The organism is Nisaea sp. (genome assembly GCF_039990255.1).
Lineage (GTDB): Bacteria > Pseudomonadota > Alphaproteobacteria > Thalassobaculales > Thalassobaculaceae > Nisaea.
The window spans coordinates 1147686-1164791 of the sequence record NZ_JBDXGG010000018.1 but is presented as its reverse complement, the minus strand read 5'-3'; the positions used below and the strand labels follow the sequence as shown (position 1 = coordinate 1164791).

Sequence of the window (17106 nt, the reverse complement as noted above, 5' to 3'; positions counted from 1 at the left end):
CTAAAGCGCAGCGATCCGCTCCAGCGCGGCAGCCAGCTTGTCCCGCTTGGTCTTCTCGTCGGTCAGCCGTTCGCGGTTTTCTTCCACCACTTCCGCCGGCGCGCGGGAGATGAAGCTCTCGTTCGACAGCTTCTTGTCCAGCTTCATGATCTCGCCATCGAGCTTCCCCAGATCCTTTTCCAGGCGCACGCGTTCCTGAGCCAGATCGACCACATCGGCGATCGGCAGAACGAGCATCGCCTCGTCAATCACGCCCTGCACCGCACCGGTCGGAATATCGTCCGTTGCCGAGATATTCTCCAAGCGAGCGAGACGGAGGATCACATCCCGGTTCCGCTCCATCCGCTCCACTGTCTGAGCGGACATATCCTTCAGCAGCAGATCGATCTTAGCGGCAGCCGGCACGTTCATTTCCGAGCGGATAGAGCGCACTTCGGAAATCAGCCGCACCACCCAGTCCATCTCGGCGATGGCATCCGCGTCCGCAGCTTCCTGCAAACCATCCGGCCAAGCTGTGGTAATTAGTTGGCCCTCGCCGCCGAAAGCAGACCACAGCTCTTCGGTAATGAACGGCATCAGCGGGTTCAGCAGATTGATCGCCTGCATGAGCACCCAGGCGGTAGCTTTGCGAGTTTCCTCCGCAGCAGCCTTGTCGGCACCGGAGAGAATCGGCTTGGTAAATTCCAGATACCAGTCGCAGTAGGTTCCCCAGATGAAATGATAGAGCGCACCCGCCGCGTCGTTGAACCGGTAACCCTCGATAGCTTTGGAGACCTTGGCTTCCGTGTCTGCCAGCTCGGAGATGATCCAGCGATTCACGGTCTGTGTCGCGGCTTTTGGATCGAACGATGCATCCCACTGACACTCGTTCATTTCCGCGTAACGGGCGGCGTTCCAGAGTTTGGTGGTGAAGTTCCGGTAACCTTCGATTCGGCTCTCCGCGAGCTTGATGTCTCGGCCCTGCGCGGCCATGGCAGCCAGCGTGAAACGCAGCGCGTCGGTGCCAAACTTCTCGATAAGATCGAGCGGATCCATCACGTTGCCCTTGGACTTGGACATCTTGGCGCCGTGTTGATCGCGCACCAAAGCGTGGATATAGACCGTGGAGAACGGCACCTCGCCCATGAAGTGAATCCCCATCATCATCATCCGGGCGACCCAGAAGAAAATAATGTCGAAACCGGTGACGAGCACGTCGCCAGGATAATAGCGATTCAGCTCCGGCGTCTGTTCCGGCCAGCCAAGCGTGGAGAACGGCCAGAGCGCTGAAGAGAACCAGGTATCCAGTACATCTTCATCACGCGCGATCTCGGACGCTGCTCCATAATGCGCATCCGCCGCAGCCTGTGCTGCTTCTTCGGACTCCTCGACGAAAATAGTGCCGTCCGGGCCGTACCAGGCCGGGATCTGATGCCCCCACCAAAGCTGACGGGAGATGCACCAGGGCTGGATATTACGCATCCAGTCAAAATAGGTGTTCTCCCAGCTCTTCGGAACGAACTGGGTCTTCCCGGTCTCCACGGCCTCAATAGCCGGTTTCGCCAGAGTTTCCGCGTCGCAGTACCACTGATCGGTCAGCCAAGGCTCAATCTCGACACCGGAGCGATCGCCATGCGGGACCGTGTGCTGGATATCTTCAATCTGCTCCAGCAGCCCTGCTTCTTCCATGTCCGCGATGATCTTCTTGCGGGCGTCGAACCTGTCGAGCCCCTGATAGGCCTCGGGCGCATTCTCGTTGATGCGCGCGTGGCTATCGAAGATGTTGATCTGTCCCAGATTGTGCCTGCGACCGACCTCAAAATCGTTGAAATCATGGGCAGGCGTCATCTTGACCGCGCCGGAACCTTTTTCCGGATCGGAATACTCGTCCGCGACAATCGGAATACGGCGTCCCACCAGCGGAAGAATGGCGAATTTGCCGACCAGATCCTTGTAGCGCTCGTCGTCCGGATGAACGGCAATGCCGCTGTCGCCAAGCATGGTTTCCGGACGAGTCGTCGCAACAACGATATGCCGGCTGGGATCGTCTTCCAGCGGATAACGGAAATACCAGAGATGGCCTTTGCTCTCGACCTGCTGGACCTCCAGGTCCGAGATCGCCGTATGCAGCTTCGGGTCCCAATTCACAAGGCGTTTATCCTTGTAGATCAGACCTTTCTTGTGCAGTTCGACAAATACCTTCGCGACGGCTTCCGAGCAGCCGTCATCCATCGTGAAACGTTCGCGTGGCCAGTCAGGCGAAGCACCGAGAGCACGAAGCTGGTTAGTGATGGTACCACCGGACTCGGCCTTCCATTCCCAAATCTTCTCGACAAACGCGTCACGACCGATATCCCGCCGGTCGATCTGCTTGGCGGCGAGCTGACGCTCCACAACAGACTGGGTGGCGATTCCGGCATGGTCTGTTCCGGGCTGCCAAAGCGTATCCTGTCCTTTTTTCCGCTTATAGCGGACCAGAACGTCCTGAATGGTAAAAGTGAGCGCATGGCCCATATGCAGACTGCCGGTGACGTTCGGCGGCGGCATCATGATGGTGTACGGGACCTTGTTCGAACTCGGATCAGCGGCGAAAGCGCCTGCCTTTTCCCAGTTCTCGTAATGGGTCCGCTCAACCGCGGCCGCGTCGAATGTCTTTCCAAGCATGATGATGCCCTTGGCCTTGTCATGAAACCGGTATCAGGAAACGAATAGAGCCCGCTCCCCGAAAGGAGAGCAGGTTTAGGGCATCATCGATTGGAATTCTAGCCCGGAAAGCTGGGACACAAAGGTTCTTACCAGGGATCGCGCCGCTGAGACTGCATCACCAGCCGCTCGATCTCCTCACGAACCAGCCGTTCAACCATCATAGGCAGGTGCTGATCGAGCCACTCCTTGAGCATCGGACGCATCAACTCACGCGTCAGGCGTTCAAGCGTAATAGCCCCGTTGCCAATAGGCAGCTCGTGATAGTCCTCGTTCAGCTTTTCGTTAAGACGGCTGAACGCATCGACCGTTTCGGCAGCCTGAGGTGGCGAAACCAGCCCCTCACTCGCCGGCGGTTGTTGCAACGGCGGCGGAGGTGGTGGCGGAGGCGGTGCGGGAGCAGGTTCCGGTTCGTCGTCGGTAAATTTCTGCTCTTCGAAAAGCGGCTCCGGCTGTTCTTCCTCCATATCCGTCAGATCGAGAACGTCTTCTTCTTCCTCGAAATCAGGTTCAGGCTCCGGCTCAGCTTCAGGCTCTGCTTCAGGCTCCGGCTCTGCTTCAGGCTCGGACTCCGGTTCCGGAGTCGGCTCTGGCTCGGCAGCTTCTTCGGGGGGTGGGGCTTCCTCGCCCTCCTCACCGTCTTCGGAAATAATTCGCCTAATCGAGGCGAGTATTTCCTCCATCGACGGTTCTTGCGCCGTATCACTCATCCAGACTCAAACCCACAAGGAATCAAGAGACTTAAAGGGTATCCTACAAGTTTATGAAACGCCAGCCTGACGTCCGAGCAGTAGTCCCAGGAGGTCAGGGAAGTTTTCCTGACACATCTGTACCCCAGACACGATCGATGACATCCCGGTAGTGCTTGTCGTAATCGTAGAACTCGACCGGAAGGTCAAGATCTTCCGCCGTGAGTTTACCCATGGCGAGCAGAAGCGTATACGCAGCCACGACTTCGTCCCGGTTTGCGCTAACAAGGCTGACCTGAGAGTCGAGGAGCTCCTGTTCCGCATCGAGAACATCGAGCACAGTCCGAGCACCAACGGTAGCTTCCTGCTGGACACCGTCGAGTGCGATTTCGGCGGCATCGACGCTGGAATTAAGAGCCGAGATTTGCGCTACCGAAGTCTGCCAAGCTTCATATGCACGTGCGGCAAGGTCTACCGTATCGCGGCGAATCGACTCAACGACGATCCTGGAGCGGTTTGCATTTTCCTTCGCGGCGCGCACACGGGCTGAGACTTGGCCCTTCTGATAGATAGGGATGACGACTTGAGCCGTAACAGAAAGTTCAGTCGTTTTGTCGTCGTTAAAACCGCTATCCTCGACATATTCGGCAGAACCAACAAGATTCACAGTCGGCAGCAACTCACCGAACACCAGATCAACCGTTTCGCCAAGCCGAAGTTCATCAAATTTGGCAGCGATCAGGGAAAAATTATTGATAACTGACTGCTCGACAGCCTCTTCCCGACTTTCCGGAAGGGCTGTATCAATGTCGGGATCTTCCAGATCGGTCGGTACAGTACCAACGATCCGTTCGTATGCGACCCGGGAGCTAATCAAATTACCTTCTGCCTGAATCAAATCGGCATCGGCAATAGCGACTCGCGCTTCCGACTGCGCGACGTCGGTCCGCGTCACTTCACCGACTTCGAAACGATCCCGCGTTGCCTGAAGCTGGGTTTCCAGGCGCGCCCGGTTCTTTTTCTGGAGCTCCAGAACGGACTGGTCCCGAATTACATTCATGTAAACGGTAAGCGCATTCAGCAGCGTATTCTGTTCGGTATCGAACATATTGGCGCGCTCTTGCTGCACACTATAATCCGCAGAATTCACATCCGCTTCCGTACGCCCACCGCGATAGATCGGCTGAGTTACCGTAACGGTGGCCGATTTCGGCGTCGTGTTGCCGTCACTGGACGTTAAATTGGTGTCAACGTCGGTTCTCGCATAGCCGAGAGAAAGTGTTGACGAGACCGTCGGCAGCCAACCGCCCTTAGCCCGCGGAACGCCTTCATCGACGATACGCAGGTTCGCTCTGGCTGCATTGAGAGTGGGATTGGTTCGGTACGTATAGGCAAGAACCTCAGAAAGCGTTTCGGCAGTAACTGCAGGTGCAGAAACACCAAGAATGCAAGCTGACACTGTCAGCATCGCAGCAGTGCGATGCAGTTTCTTCATACCGATCACCCGTGTCATTCGAGAATTTTCCGCTTCAATAAAAACAAACTTGAGAGTCTAAAAAACAAATTTCGACTCATTCCGGAACTCCGGCAACAACGGCACGGAGGCGTCGAAGACCACCCGTTTCGAAACCGTAGATCCGAATTTTTCGATAAGCACTGCGTTACCCTGCCGCGCTCCGTTCTCATATAGTATCGTGACCAGCCTTCCGCCATCGGTAAGTTGATCGATGATCGATTCCGGGATCCGTTCAACCCCGCCGCCAATAACAATCAGGCTGTAAGGCGCTTTCTTTGCATAACCGTCAAGCGGGTCCCCCGCGACAATCGCCGCATTGTCCACATCAAGAGACCCGAGCCGTTCGTTGGCGCCACTGACAAGCTGCTCATCCTGCTCAATACCGTAAACCGTCCCGGCCAAACGAGAGAGGATTGCCGTCGAATAGCCACACCCGCAAGCGACATCCATTACCTCGTCTGTTGCATCAGGCAAGGCTATCTGCAGCAATCGCGCGAATACCATCGGTTCCATCAGAACCCGGCCGTCGCCAAGGTTCAAATCTTCGTCGACATAAGCGACGCCCATCAGGTGTTTGGGGACGAACAACTCCCGGGGGACATCCTCGAAAGCGTCAATGATCGCCGTATCGGTGACCTTGTTCGTCCTGATCTGACTCTCGACCATATTGTGGCGTGCAGTGGCAAAGTCCGTCATTTCGCGACAGTGCTCCAGCATGTGAAAAGGCAGGCCGATACGCGGCCTTGTGGCTGTTATACTTTGAGGGGTTTTTGAACACAATCCAGATACCGCCCTAGGGAGGAACGGCCCGTTATAGGCCGCAACGATAATGAGCATGAAAAAATACCAAATTGCCGCTGTCCCAGGTGATGGCATTGGTCCGGAAGTTGTCGATGCCGGCGTCGAAATTCTCGAATCACTCGCATCCAGCAGCGAAGAATTCGAGCTCTCGTTCGAGCATTTCCCGTGGGGCGGCGACTATTATCGCAAGCACGGCGTGATGATGCCGGAGAACGGCGTCGATACCTTGCGCCGATTCGATGCAATCCTTTTCGGCTCCGCCGGCGACCCGGATATTCCTGACCACATCACTCTGTGGGGCTTGCGCCTGAAGATCTGCCAGACGCTCGATCAATACGCCAATGTCCGCCCTGCCCGCCTGCTTCCTGGTATCAAAGGCCCACTCGCAGGCGTCACGGCAGAAGATCTCGACTGGGTGATAGTCCGTGAAAACTCGGAGGGTGAGTATGCCGGAGCCGGCGGCCGCTCTCATGTCGGCATGCCAGAAGAAGTCGGTCTCGACGTTTCCATCTTCACAAGGGTAGGCGTCGAACGAATCCAGCGCTTTGCCTTCGAGCTCGCTCAATCCCGTCCGCGAAAAAAGCTGACGCTTGTGACCAAATCCAATGCCCAGCGGCACGGGATGGTGTTCTGGGACAGCGTTTTCGAGCGAATCAAATCAGACTATCCGGATGTCGAGACGGACAAGATGCTAGTCGACGCGATGACCACGCGAATGGTGCTAGACCCTAAGAGCCTGGATACGGTTGTTGCCACAAACCTGCACGCCGACGTGCTCTCCGATCTCGCTGCCGCCTTGACCGGTTCACTCGGCATAGCACCGACGGGGAATTTGCGGCCAGAGAGAGATATGCCCTCCATGTTCGAGCCCATCCATGGCTCGGCCTTCGATATCACGGGCAAAGGCGTGGCGAATCCGATCGGAACATTCTGGAGCAGTGCCATGATGCTTGAGCATCTCGGCGAGACCGAGGCAGCGTCACGATTGATGTCCGCCATCGAGCGGGTGACTGCGGATGGATCTGTTCTTCCTCGCGATCTCGGCGGCACCGCGACCACGCGGCAAGTGACCGACGCCGTTCTGGGAGCGCTGGCAGCAGGTAACGTGTGATCTTGAAAGCGCAAGCGGCAGCAACAATTAAGTCCCAAAATAACTTACATGCCTCAGAAAGCGGAAATCAGTATTCCGCTTTCTGACTAACCGCCATCAATTCGTCCTCAAATGCGGATAGTGCCCACATCCATATGCCGGAATAGTGCCATCAGTCACTTGATGGCTCGCGAGATTAAAGAGATCTCCACGAGCACAGATAATGGTGGAGATGATGGAAAGCACGGCAGTTAATGGAGGCAATCGGCGCCGGGATACGGATCTCGGGATCCGGCGCGTTCTGATTGTCGACGATATTCATGAAATCCAAAGCACGCTTCGACGGGTATTTCGCATGGCCCGTGTCGAAGAAATCGTAACCGCCTCGAATATTGACGAGGCGCGGGAACAACTCGAACTCGCGACTTCAACTCAACAGCCTTTCGACATTGTCTTCATGGACCAGATGATGCCTGGAGGAACCGGAACAGAACTTCTTGAAGAAGTCGTTGCTCGCGGTCAGGACTTCGTCGACCGTCGCTTCACGGGTTTTTTCATCCTTTCAGGCATTACGGAAACTGGTTTCCGGGAAAAAGCCAAATCAGCTGGTGCCGTAGACGTCATGCAAAAGCCATTCAGCGCCGAGCAACTCCTCCAATATGGCCGGAAGTGGGTGCAATTCAGAACGCGGGTGCAGGCGAAGCAGGCAGAACAGAGCTGACGACACATTATTGCGGCACGGCTAACCGAGGAGATTTTTCATGACAATCGGCGTTCTATTTGTAGATGACGATCAGAACTTTCTCGAAGGCCTTCGCCGTTCACTTGCAAAGTACAGGAACGAATGGCGGATAGAGGTCGCTGTCGGCGTTGAGAGAGCCTTCGATGTCCTTGAAAAACGCAAGGTGGACATCATCGTTGCGGACCAGGACATGCCCGGCCAGTCCGGCGACTATCTGCTTGAGGCAGTCGGTGTTCGCTGGCCGTCGACAGTAAGGGTCACGCTATCAGGACGGTCAAAGTCGGAGATTGCCTCCCGGCTTATCTCCAAAGCCCATTACATCCTGACTAAACCATGCAAATCCGAAGAAATCGCCCAGTACGTAACGCGGGTCGCAGAGCGTAGCAAAGAGCTTAAGAACGATTTTGTTCGGGCGGCAGTCACGCGCTACACAACGCCTATTCTGCCGAACAGCACAAAGCGCAGCCTTCGAGAAGGCCGAATGGATACCGATCTGATCACAGGCGCCGGTTTACTCCAGATAGCAGTGAGTCATCTCTCCAGCGACGAGAACAATTCGGCGCCAACAGTGACGGACGCAATGATGCGTCTTGCTGTCGAGCAACTCATCCAAATCAATGATGACGTTAAGATCGGGTCATATTCGAACACTCAGGTTCAGCGACTATGGGACGAAACCATTGAGATTGCAGAGACAGCAAAAGCTATGGGCGCGGCAGCAGGGCTGACAGAACAACCAGCCCGGTCACTCGAGGTTGCAGCAGCCTTTTGTAACATCGGATCAATCGCACTCGCCGACCAGTTTCCTGATCTTTACCAGAACCAGATAGGGGAACTGGACACCCCCGAACGATGGGAAGCAGAAAATAAGTATTTCGGTGCTACTGGCCTGATGGTCGGAGCCTATCTTCTCGGAATATGGGGTTTCAGCGATGCGGTGATAGAGGAAGTCATTAATCAGAATGTGACTCTCAGTACCATGGCCGGTCACGACGTCAACGAACGCGTACTCTCTGCTGCTCGGGACCGGGAATGGCCAAAACCGATAGAGATAGAGAATATCGAATCCGGCGATAGGTCACCGAGTAACGAAGGGGTGTCGGCGCAATGATGCATGGCCCATACATGCCCATCGGACACCGCAACAAAGGTGCAAATTATCGCCTGGCCGGAAAACCAATACAACAGGTATTCGGATTCAAATCCGGCGGTCAAATCCGGAAGAAAACACACGGGATTTTCTCCCCTCGACCGATTTTGACGGGAATACAAGGTAGCAAAGTATGAGCAGTAACATCACGAAACCTGTCATTCTCTTTGTGGATGACGAGCCTAACATTATCAGCGGTCTACGGCGGATGTTGAGGAGCATGCGAAATGAGTGGGATATGGAATTTCTCGTCGGAGGTCAGGAAGCCGTCGATCGCATCAACGCCGAACCATTCGATGCCGTTGTGACCGACATGCGAATGCCCTCAATCGATGGAGTAGCCGTACTGACTGCAGCAGCCGAGAAAAACCCGGAAAGTATCCGTTTCATTTTGTCGGGGTTTGCAGAACAGGAAGCAATGCTCGCCGCTCTTGGATATGCGCATCGGTTCATTGCAAAACCGTGTGATGCAGATCTCCTCATCGGAGCACTCCGCAGCACATTCTCCGTGCGGGATTTACTACCGGTAAAAAGCCTTCGTATTCTCCTCGGCGAAATGAAGAGCGTTCCTGTCCTTTCAGAACGCTATACGCGGCTTCTGAAAGAGCTCGATGATCCACTCAGCACAACGGTCGATATCGCAAAAACTATTGAAGAGGATCTGGGGCTATCAACCCAGATCCTAAGGTTGGCGAATTCTGCATACTTCAACCTCTCCCGAAAACTCTCTAACTGCGGTCAGGCTGTTGATGTTTTAGGAATCGAAACTGTGCGCGCGCTCCTCATGGTGTCGGAATTCTATGTATCCGAAACAGCCGATAGCGCCGAAACATGTGAGAGTAAAATTCTGGCTGAAAGGTCATTGATGATAGGAGGGCTATCGCGCCAGATAGCTCTAACGCTTAATCTCGGTGAAGCTCAAGTCGACGAGGCGGCGACGGCAGGTGTCCTTTGCCATATTGGTACCGCCATTCTTCGCCTTAACCACGTCGAAAAATTCACAGCCGCGATGAGCCTCGTCGAAGCAGGAACGATGTCTGTCATTGAAGCAGAACGAGAAGTGTTCGGAGCGTCACATGCTGAACTGGCAGCCTATCTGATGGGCCTTTGGGGATTTCCCGACGGCGTCGTCGAAGCGGTCGCATTTCACCACGAGCCGGCGAAGAGTGGCAAGACCGAGGTTTCACCTTTGTCCGTGGTCCATCTGGCTCAAGCTTTTGTTGGCTCTTTCAACAGCTCGGAAAGCAATATGTTCATAAGAGCTCCCCTGCATTATCCGACGGATGAGGCGTATATCGAAAGCATCGGATTGGCGAATCGCATTGATGATATCAAGGCAAGCACTCAAGTTTCAATGAGTCGCGAGTGACACCAGAACTGTACGTACAAGTTCAGCCTGACGGGATACGCCGACTTTCAAGAAGATACTTTTGAGATAGGTCCGCGCCGAACTTTTTGTAATTCCGCATTCAACAGCGGCTTCTTCTATCGAAAGGCCCTTCGATAGTTGCGACGTTAGTCGTGACTCCGAAATGGTAAGACCGAACATCTCCATGAGGAGTTTCGGGGCTGGCATAGATACCTCGGACTCGGAAAAAAGAAACAGTCCAACGTGCCCAAGCGTAGCCCCGTTCTTGTCATCAAAAGGCTGGACAGTAACTCGCAAAGGCTGTTCGGAATCGGACCCTAGAGTGAGTGCGGTCATCGCACTCTCTTCCCGTGCCTCTGAAATCGCATTGCGTAGCTTTTGAGTTTCCTCAACATATCCCGCTCTCAACCGATGCTCGGTATCAAGAGACAAACTCTCTTCGTTTCCAAGAATCCGGCTTGCACGAGAGTTCACGAATATTGCTTTTCCATCCGTATTGCAGACGACAACGCCATAAGGAATCAGCTCAAGTCCAGTTGTCGAAATTGCAGCAAGCCTGCTTCCAGGCTTTGGCTCTGATACTTCTGCATTTACCGGCAGAAATCTTTCGCGATGATGTTCAATAGCTTCTGTGATCCCACAGATCAGCTCCTCAACAGGGCACGGCTTCACATAATACCGAAAAATATTTGCATCATTTATTGAAGATACCGCCAGATCAAAATCTGTCGAACCCGAGAGAATAATACAAACTGTATTATGCCCATATTCTCTGATTTTACGAGCCAGCTCAATGCCATTCATATCCGGCATTCGAATATCGACAACAACTACAATCGGTTCGTTCTTGCGGAATGCATCAAGTGCATCGACGGGGCTATCAAAAAAGGTCATTTCCCAATGGGCTATTTGCCCTCTGAGGCGCCTTTTAAGGCCTGCAAGGACCCGTTTCTCATCATCTACGAAAGCAATTTTGGGCAAAGACAACATGTTTCTAAAAGAACCCGCTCAAAAAGAAAAATTTCCGCAAATATTGCCCCCAAATGCGGATAGGCCAGACAACAGAACGGCCGGAATATGCTCCCAGAAAAACTGTAACTCAGTTGTCAGGACACCGTGAACCGAAACTTAAGATCAAACAAGGATCATTCATTTGCTGAGCTGAGCTCAGGCAGCACTTCAACGGACCGGACAACATTCAAATAGGTCGTTTTGATCAATCAGGAGGAGTAAAATGAAGGGAGAGATCTTTGTTGAGTTTATCAATCTTGTTGAAGATCAATTCGGCTTGGCAACCGCTGACGCTATTCTCAGCGACCCAGAATTACCCTCTGGTGGCAGTTACAGCCGGGTCGCAACCTATTCGCATGAAGAGATGGTCCGGCTTGTTCTAAGCCTCTCTTCTGAAACCGGCGTGGATGCCATCTCCCTGCAAATGGTATTCGGGCGCTTTCTATTCGGCCGCCTGCTTAACGCACATCCTACCTTTGTCGCTCCTTATGCGGGGTGTTTCGAACTCCTGCATGCTATTCACGGCGTGATCCACACTCAGGTCAGGACGCTTTACCCGGACGCTGATTTACCGAAAATCATTGTTACGGACGAATCTGCGGAAAGCCTCCTCCTGAACTATACCTCGGAACGCGGTTTGGGGCATGTGTGCCACGGGTTGATCGAAGGGTGCATCGAGCATTTCAACGAACCCATTCAGGTGGAACGCCTCGATCTGGCAAACGAAGCTCTTGTCTTCAATGCCAGTTTTCGCCTGACCCGTTTGAACTAACGGTGGAAGAGGAATGACTATGTCGAACGAACATGTTGCCGATCCGCTTGAGAAAGTTTCCCTTCTCGAACGTAAGCTTGCCCGCGAGACAAAAGCCCGCGAGGAAGCAGAACAACTTTTGAACACAAAAAGTGTTGAGCTGTTTCATGCTCGGGAAGTTGCGGAAAGTAACCTTCGGATGCTGAAGGAAACGCTCTCGATCATGAAGGACGGTTTCGCGATCATCGGGCTCGAATGCGAGATGGTGTTCTGGAACACAGCGGTTTTGAATCACTTTAACATTCCGGTAAAAACCGACATCAAGAACTATTCGATCAAACAGGTGATCGAAGCCTGCAATCCTGTCCGAATAACGCGTGAGAACGGGCATCTTGCGGAAGAAATCGATGGTGTCTTCGATGTCATTGAAGACCAGGACGTGATCGAAGTCACGACTGGGGATGGCAGAATCCTCGCAATCAAGCCCGAACCTCTCTCTTCGATGGGACGGCCAATAAATATCCGCGACTTGACTGGACGCCGACAGCTCGAGCAGCAACTCATGGTCGCCAACAAGCAGGAGGCACTCGGTACTCTTGCCGGCGGAATCGCACATGAGATCAACACCCCGACCCAATATATCTCCGACAATCTTCGTTTCCTGCAAGATGGATTCGACGACATGTTCGGCGCACTCGATACCATGTCCGAAAAGCTAGAAGCCGTCCCGGATGCAAGCGAGGTGATGAAGGGCATTCAAGCTGAATTCGATACCGACTTCCTGCGCGAGGAGGTGCCCCGGGCAATCTCACAGGCACTCGAAGGGACCGGACAAATTGCCAATATCGTCAACGCTGTCAGGCTCTACAGCCACCCAAGCGGCGAAAAGCTTGAGCCTGCAAATATTGTCGATCTGGCAAACAGCGCGTCAGTTATATCAAAGAACGAATGGAAATATGTGTCGACCTTGGAAATCAAGGCTCCTGATAACATTCCCCCGGTACCGATACGTTCGGATGGCATTAAACAAGTCCTGCTCAACCTGATAGTTAACTCAGCGCAAGCGATTGCAGATAATCGAGACCCGAGTGCGGCAATTCTGGATCACATCCAGATATCTGTGGGGGCAACAGCGCAAGAGGTTTCGGTCTTGATTGAAGATACCGGACCGGGTGTACCTGAAGCACTAGTCGATAAGGTTTTCGATCCTTTCTTCACGACAAAAGCGCCAGGCAGGGGAACCGGGCAAGGGCTTGCCATCTGCCACCGCATCATTGTCGAGGAGCATCAGGGTGAATTCGAATACCAAAAAAGTAAGCTTGGAGGGGCCGGCTTCAAAATCAGTCTGCCCTTGGCGTAACCCGGATTCGCTACCGGCACTTCCGTCACATTGATAGAGCGAACACTTTACATTGATAGAGTGAACACTTTTGCCGGGCCAGGGTAAGAACGGTCACACAGCCACTATCTATTGGAAATTTTTTTGGGTCTCAGCTGAGCTGGCACTCATTAGAGAAAGAAAAGCACTATAAATGCATTGACGGATGATGGCACCGAGGCTACCAATCGCGCCCTGTTGGCCCGGTGGCAGAGTGGTGATGCAGAGGACTGCAAATCCTTGTACGTCGGTTCGATTCCGGCCCGGGCCTCCAACTTCCCTTCCAAGATTTCGTCGATAGTCCAGAAGACCTCGGTACCGTTGCGGCCTTCAGTGCCTGTTTTCGGGCGTGAGAACGCGCCATCCAAAATGCTCTCACGAAAATCGGCAAAACGTTACGTTTCGCGTTTGCACTCTCAGAAAAGCGCTGCTATATACCGCCACCTCGTCGGGGCAAACACCTCGGCGAGCTGCTGATCCCCGGTAGCTCAGCGGTAGAGCAAGCGACTGTTAATCGCTTGGCCGGCGGTTCGAATCCGTCCCGGGGAGCCAATAACAAGAACGGTCGAAACTTTGGTTTCGGCCGTTTTTTGTTGTTCAGCAAAAACCTTCTCAGCATTGCCGCGGGTTCGCAATACAGCGACCATGTGTCCCCATGCCCGAACAGCTGGATACCGCACATGTTGTCTGATGTCCGTATCATCGAGATTGAGGCTATAGGCCCCGCTCCATTCGCCGCCATGCTGCTTGCCGACCTTGGCGCTGACGTAATCACTGTGCACCGCAAGGCCCCAGCGGATGCTCCAGGTAAGAGCGACAATAACCTGCTCGACCGGGGCAAGCGCTCAATCGCCCTCGATCTCAAAGCGCCGGAGGATATCATTACCCTGAAAGCCTTGCTGAGAGGGGCCGACGGGCTGATAGAGGGGTTTCGACCCGGTGTAATGGAAAGATTGGGGTTGGGACCGGATGAGTGTTTCGCGGAGCAATCACGACTTGTCTATGGCCGCATGACGGGATGGGGGCAGGCCGGCCCCAAAGCCCGCGAAGCCGGTCATGACCTGAACTATATCGGACTGTCAGGGGCGCTCTGGTATGCCTCTCCGGCAGGCGCTACGCCTTTCCCTCCCCCAACCCTTGTCGGCGATATAGGCGGCGGCGGTCTTTATCTCGTGATCGGCATGCTATCCGCCCTGTTAAAAGCCCGTGCTACCGGCCGGGGTACCGTTGTGGATGCCGCTATTGTCGACGGCTCGGCGCATATGATGAATCTGCTGATGTCGCTTCGCGCTGCAGGCTCTTTCGCTACCGAACGGGGGCACAGCCTGCTGGACGGGCCACATTGGAGCCGCACATATCAATGTGACGACGGCCTGTTTCTCTCCGTTCAGTGTCTGGAGCCGAAGTTTTACAAGATCTTTCTGGAGCGCTTGGGACTTGCAGGTGATGCAGAATTCGAACAGCAGTTCGAGAAGTCCCTTTGGCCAGATCTCAGCGCGCGCCTTACCGATCTGTTCGCCGGTCAATCGCGTGCGCATTGGTTAGCACTCTTCGATGGCAGCGATGCCTGTGTCGGTCCGGTACTCTCGCCAGATGACGCCAAGGCCGATCCCCATATGGCAGCACGCGGGGTTTGGCAGACTACGGACGGACGGTTGCAGGCAGCAGCGGCGCCTCGATTCGATGGCAAGAAACCGGCACCCGCGCCACCAAGTCCTTACAGAGGCCAGCACACAGCTGAAATCCTTGCCGAACTCAAAGGTGACGCATCAAATCGCTGAGCGATTTGGTTTTGGCCAGAATCGCCCAGCATCCAGAAACCGGTTCCATGCATCTTCGATCTCATGATCGGCGCGGGCCATTTCCGCACCATGCCAGCCAATGACAATTCCCGACGCCTTCATCAGGTCCCGCATGTTCGCTCCGGCTTCCGGGGCAACAAGAGTCTCCATTTGCTGAATGCACACGGCGTAGTCGTTCGCGTAGCCGAGCAGATCCTGCAAACGGGCAGCAGACTTGGAAAAGATCTTGGCTTTTCTTGGCTCGAACAGGGACGCGAAGAATTCCGATGCATAGCGCATTTTTTTCATTTCAAGCCGGAGGTCATGTTTTGCGACAGTATTCCCCCGGAGCGCCGTTCGCCCCATTCTTCGAACCTTGCGATAGCGTTTCTCCAGCATAGAGGCGGCAAATTCCTCGCTCCGGGCAAGATGGTCGAAAGCACCCTTTTTCTGTGAACTTGTCAGCGTTTCTATCAACAGACCAAGGTGCAGCTGGAAAGAAGTAAACCGGGAAGATGCAACAGCTGCCCGGGCGTCTCTGTAGCCAACCTCCTGCCGGGCCTCGGCAAGTGCCCGAAGTTCCCTCAAAGCCGGAAAGTCTACACCGAGAGCGGCTTCGACGGGTTCATGCAGATCCGCGATATAGACGTCCCATTCCCGCGCCTGACCGAGGGAGCCTGCGAGCCATTTTCCCTCTTCACGGACGCCGTCAATCAACTCCTTATCGGCGAATGCCCTGAACATACCGAGCGCGGCTCTTAACCGGCGCACCGCCACCCGCATTTGATGTGGGCCTTCGGGAGCCATACTCTCGAGAATCGGAAATTCATTCGCAGCGATCTGCGTCTGACAAGCCTTCAGGATCGCAACGGCCGATTCATTGATTCGGCTTGCCTGTACCAACTTAGGCCGCCGCCCTTTGACCGGCTTCGGCTCCTGTGCGTTTTGTAATTCCCCTGCCCTCGTCGCCTTTCCGCGATACTCGATGCGGACCGGAACATCTTCGTTGATCGCACACGCCAACTCGAACAACGTGGTTGGTGCACCGTCCTTCAGCTCAAGTTCCAGCTCACAAACAGCCATTTTCCGAGTGCCGGAGCGAATCTCCCCGATATCGAGATCAGCTGAAACAAGGGCATTGCCGAACCGCCCGTTATATCTCAAAAGACGACAGGTTCTCCTGAAGTCCGTTACAAAAGCGGGCACCAACCGCTCCCATAGCCCGCCCCGGGTAAGCAAATCGCGAATTTCTGGGACATGAATAAGGTCAAGGGTCGGCTCTTCGCCGCTCACCCAGCCTTCGATCTCTATCCGTTTCGTGATGCCCGCCTGCCAGCCGCTACCAATCTTCAGGGTTTGCAGTTTGCGGCGCCCCATTTCCCGGATCCGCAAATTAATGCCGACACCAGCAAGCTCTTTGTCCGGCGTGTCAAAATATGTCGACTTCAGATGGGTCGTCTTCGCCCTCTCGCTTGCTGACTTGACCAGCAATGGCAGTCGCTTGAGCCTATTCCCCCATTTCCCAGAAACCGCGAGCCGCAATTCCGATTCTGTCGGCAGGGGCACAGCTTTCTTACTCATACGAGATCCTTTGGAACCACAAAGCGACGTAGCTGCCCTTTTCCGGGCGCGATGTCTTTCCAAGCGTCGATAGCCAGCTCAATTGTCGCCAAAGCGCCAGTCGGAAACTTCTCCTGCACGCGGTACAGCTCTTCACCTCCCACTGTGCCGCACAGAGACAGGGTCAATTGTTCCAGGCCGGGATTGTGCCCGATAACCAAGGGTTCTTGAACATTGTCCGGAAACTCGGACAGAACCGTAAAAACATCCCTCACGCTTGCTTCATAAATCCGGGAGGATTCCTCAACCGGGCAATTGCGAGGTAAATAAGGGCGAATAATGTCTCGGGTCTGCAAAGTCCGGCGGGCCGATGAACAGAGAACGAGGTCCGGAAAAATCTTCTCCTGCTTCATCATTATGCCCACAACCGCCGCCGACCGTTCGCCGCGCCGGTTCAACGGCCTCTCGAAGTCGCTGTCGGCCAGAGAGCTCCAGCTGGACTTGGCGTGACGCAACAGCAACAGCGTTTTGCTCACCAGGCAACTCCGGTGTTCTGAGGACAATCGTCTGTCATTCTTCGGCACCG

The 17106-nt window shown here is 54.4% G+C and carries 14 protein-coding genes and 2 tRNA genes; 9 read left to right on the top strand and 7 right to left on the bottom strand.

What is annotated here, in order from left to right:
• The 4 genes from ABJ076_RS15740 to ABJ076_RS15725 all read right to left on the bottom strand — a co-directional run bounded on the left by ABJ076_RS15740 (position 1) and on the right by ABJ076_RS15725 (position 5583).
• Complete coding sequence (locus ABJ076_RS15740; RefSeq protein ID WP_348185009.1) at positions 1–2643, bottom strand: valine--tRNA ligase; 2643 nt, start codon at positions 2641–2643, stop codon at positions 1–3.
• A 128-nt stretch (positions 2644–2771) separates the two neighbouring features.
• On the bottom strand, positions 2772–3392 hold the full coding sequence (locus tag ABJ076_RS15735) for a DUF2497 domain-containing protein (protein ID WP_348185007.1): 621 nt from the start codon (positions 3390–3392) through the stop codon (positions 2772–2774).
• Between the two features lie 94 nt (positions 3393–3486).
• Positions 3487–4884, bottom strand: a complete 1398-nt coding sequence (locus ABJ076_RS15730) for a TolC family outer membrane protein (protein WP_348185005.1) — start codon at positions 4882–4884, stop codon at positions 3487–3489.
• A gap of 39 nt (positions 4885–4923) precedes the next feature.
• On the bottom strand, positions 4924–5583 hold the full coding sequence (locus ABJ076_RS15725; protein WP_348185003.1) for a protein-L-isoaspartate O-methyltransferase: 660 nt from the start codon (positions 5581–5583) through the stop codon (positions 4924–4926).
• A 139-nt stretch (positions 5584–5722) separates the two neighbouring features.
• On the opposite strand from ABJ076_RS15725, the gene ABJ076_RS15720 reads away from it, so the two are divergent.
• The 4 genes from ABJ076_RS15720 (at position 5723) to ABJ076_RS15705 (ending at position 10039) form a co-directional block, all read left to right on the top strand.
• On the top strand, positions 5723–6799 hold the full coding sequence (locus tag ABJ076_RS15720) for a tartrate dehydrogenase (RefSeq protein ID WP_348185001.1): 1077 nt from the start codon (positions 5723–5725) through the stop codon (positions 6797–6799).
• A 202-nt stretch (positions 6800–7001) separates the two neighbouring features.
• Complete coding sequence (locus ABJ076_RS15715) at positions 7002–7499, top strand: response regulator (protein WP_348184999.1); 498 nt, start codon at positions 7002–7004, stop codon at positions 7497–7499.
• Between the two features lie 40 nt (positions 7500–7539).
• Positions 7540–8631, top strand: a complete 1092-nt coding sequence (locus tag ABJ076_RS15710) for a response regulator (RefSeq protein ID WP_348184997.1) — start codon at positions 7540–7542, stop codon at positions 8629–8631.
• Between the two features lie 172 nt (positions 8632–8803).
• On the top strand, positions 8804–10039 hold the full coding sequence (locus ABJ076_RS15705) for a response regulator (RefSeq protein ID WP_348184995.1): 1236 nt from the start codon (positions 8804–8806) through the stop codon (positions 10037–10039).
• On the opposite strand, the gene ABJ076_RS15700 is transcribed toward ABJ076_RS15705, so the two are convergent.
• Positions 10022–11029: a response regulator gene (locus ABJ076_RS15700; RefSeq protein WP_348184993.1), complete on the bottom strand. Its 1008-nt coding sequence runs from the start codon at positions 11027–11029 to the stop codon at positions 10022–10024. The two genes, ABJ076_RS15705 and ABJ076_RS15700, sit on opposite strands and share 18 nt — an antisense overlap.
• A gap of 244 nt (positions 11030–11273) precedes the next feature.
• On the opposite strand from ABJ076_RS15700, the gene ABJ076_RS15695 reads away from it, so the two are divergent.
• The 5 genes from ABJ076_RS15695 (at position 11274) to ABJ076_RS15675 (ending at position 14960) form a co-directional block, all read left to right on the top strand.
• The gene (locus ABJ076_RS15695) at positions 11274–11822 is read left to right on the top strand and encodes a heme NO-binding domain-containing protein (RefSeq protein WP_348184991.1); all 549 of its coding nucleotides are present in this window, start codon (positions 11274–11276) and stop codon (positions 11820–11822) included.
• Between the two features lie 19 nt (positions 11823–11841).
• Positions 11842–13161, top strand: coding sequence for an ATP-binding protein (locus tag ABJ076_RS15690; RefSeq protein WP_348197907.1), 1320 nt, complete (start codon positions 11842–11844; stop codon positions 13159–13161).
• A gap of 218 nt (positions 13162–13379) precedes the next feature.
• Positions 13380–13453: transfer RNA gene (locus ABJ076_RS15685), tRNA-Cys, on the top strand.
• Between the two features lie 203 nt (positions 13454–13656).
• Positions 13657–13731, top strand: a tRNA-Asn gene (locus tag ABJ076_RS15680).
• Between the two features lie 128 nt (positions 13732–13859).
• Positions 13860–14960 (top strand): CaiB/BaiF CoA-transferase family protein, encoded by a 1101-nt coding sequence (locus tag ABJ076_RS15675; RefSeq protein ID WP_348184987.1) that lies wholly within the window; start codon positions 13860–13862, stop codon positions 14958–14960.
• Here ABJ076_RS15675 and ABJ076_RS15670 read toward each other — a convergent pair.
• Together ABJ076_RS15670 and ABJ076_RS15665 are read right to left on the bottom strand one after the other, a co-directional pair.
• Entirely contained in the window at positions 14949–16541 is a 1593-nt protein-coding gene (locus ABJ076_RS15670; protein WP_348184985.1) for a CYTH and CHAD domain-containing protein, read from the bottom strand. The genes ABJ076_RS15675 and ABJ076_RS15670 overlap by 12 nt on opposite strands.
• Complete coding sequence (locus tag ABJ076_RS15665) at positions 16538–17104, bottom strand: histidine phosphatase family protein (RefSeq protein ID WP_348197905.1); 567 nt, start codon at positions 17102–17104, stop codon at positions 16538–16540. Before ABJ076_RS15665 ends, ABJ076_RS15670 begins: the two co-directional genes overlap by 4 nt.
• Positions 17105–17106: the final 2 nt, after the last annotated feature.

Coding starts and splice junctions, on each gene's coding strand:
- ABJ076_RS15690 (WP_348197907.1), top strand. CDS start 11,842: ATGTCGAACGAACATGTTGCCGATCCGCTTGAGAAAGTTTCCCTTCTC.
- ABJ076_RS15670 (WP_348184985.1), bottom strand. CDS start 16,541: ATGAGTAAGAAAGCTGTGCCCCTGCCGACAGAATCGGAATTGCGGCTC.
- ABJ076_RS15695 (WP_348184991.1), top strand. CDS start 11,274: ATGAAGGGAGAGATCTTTGTTGAGTTTATCAATCTTGTTGAAGATCAA.
- ABJ076_RS15710 (WP_348184997.1), top strand. CDS start 7,540: ATGACAATCGGCGTTCTATTTGTAGATGACGATCAGAACTTTCTCGAA.
- ABJ076_RS15730 (WP_348185005.1), bottom strand. CDS start 4,884: ATGACACGGGTGATCGGTATGAAGAAACTGCATCGCACTGCTGCGATG.
- ABJ076_RS15715 (WP_348184999.1), top strand. CDS start 7,002: ATGGTGGAGATGATGGAAAGCACGGCAGTTAATGGAGGCAATCGGCGC.
- ABJ076_RS15675 (WP_348184987.1), top strand. CDS start 13,860: ATGTTGTCTGATGTCCGTATCATCGAGATTGAGGCTATAGGCCCCGCT.
- ABJ076_RS15735 (WP_348185007.1), bottom strand. CDS start 3,392: ATGAGTGATACGGCGCAAGAACCGTCGATGGAGGAAATACTCGCCTCG.
- ABJ076_RS15720 (WP_348185001.1), top strand. CDS start 5,723: ATGAAAAAATACCAAATTGCCGCTGTCCCAGGTGATGGCATTGGTCCG.
- ABJ076_RS15725 (WP_348185003.1), bottom strand. CDS start 5,583: ATGACGGACTTTGCCACTGCACGCCACAATATGGTCGAGAGTCAGATC.
- ABJ076_RS15740 (WP_348185009.1), bottom strand. CDS start 2,643: ATGCTTGGAAAGACATTCGACGCGGCCGCGGTTGAGCGGACCCATTAC.
- ABJ076_RS15705 (WP_348184995.1), top strand. CDS start 8,804: ATGAGCAGTAACATCACGAAACCTGTCATTCTCTTTGTGGATGACGAG.
- ABJ076_RS15700 (WP_348184993.1), bottom strand. CDS start 11,029: ATGTTGTCTTTGCCCAAAATTGCTTTCGTAGATGATGAGAAACGGGTC.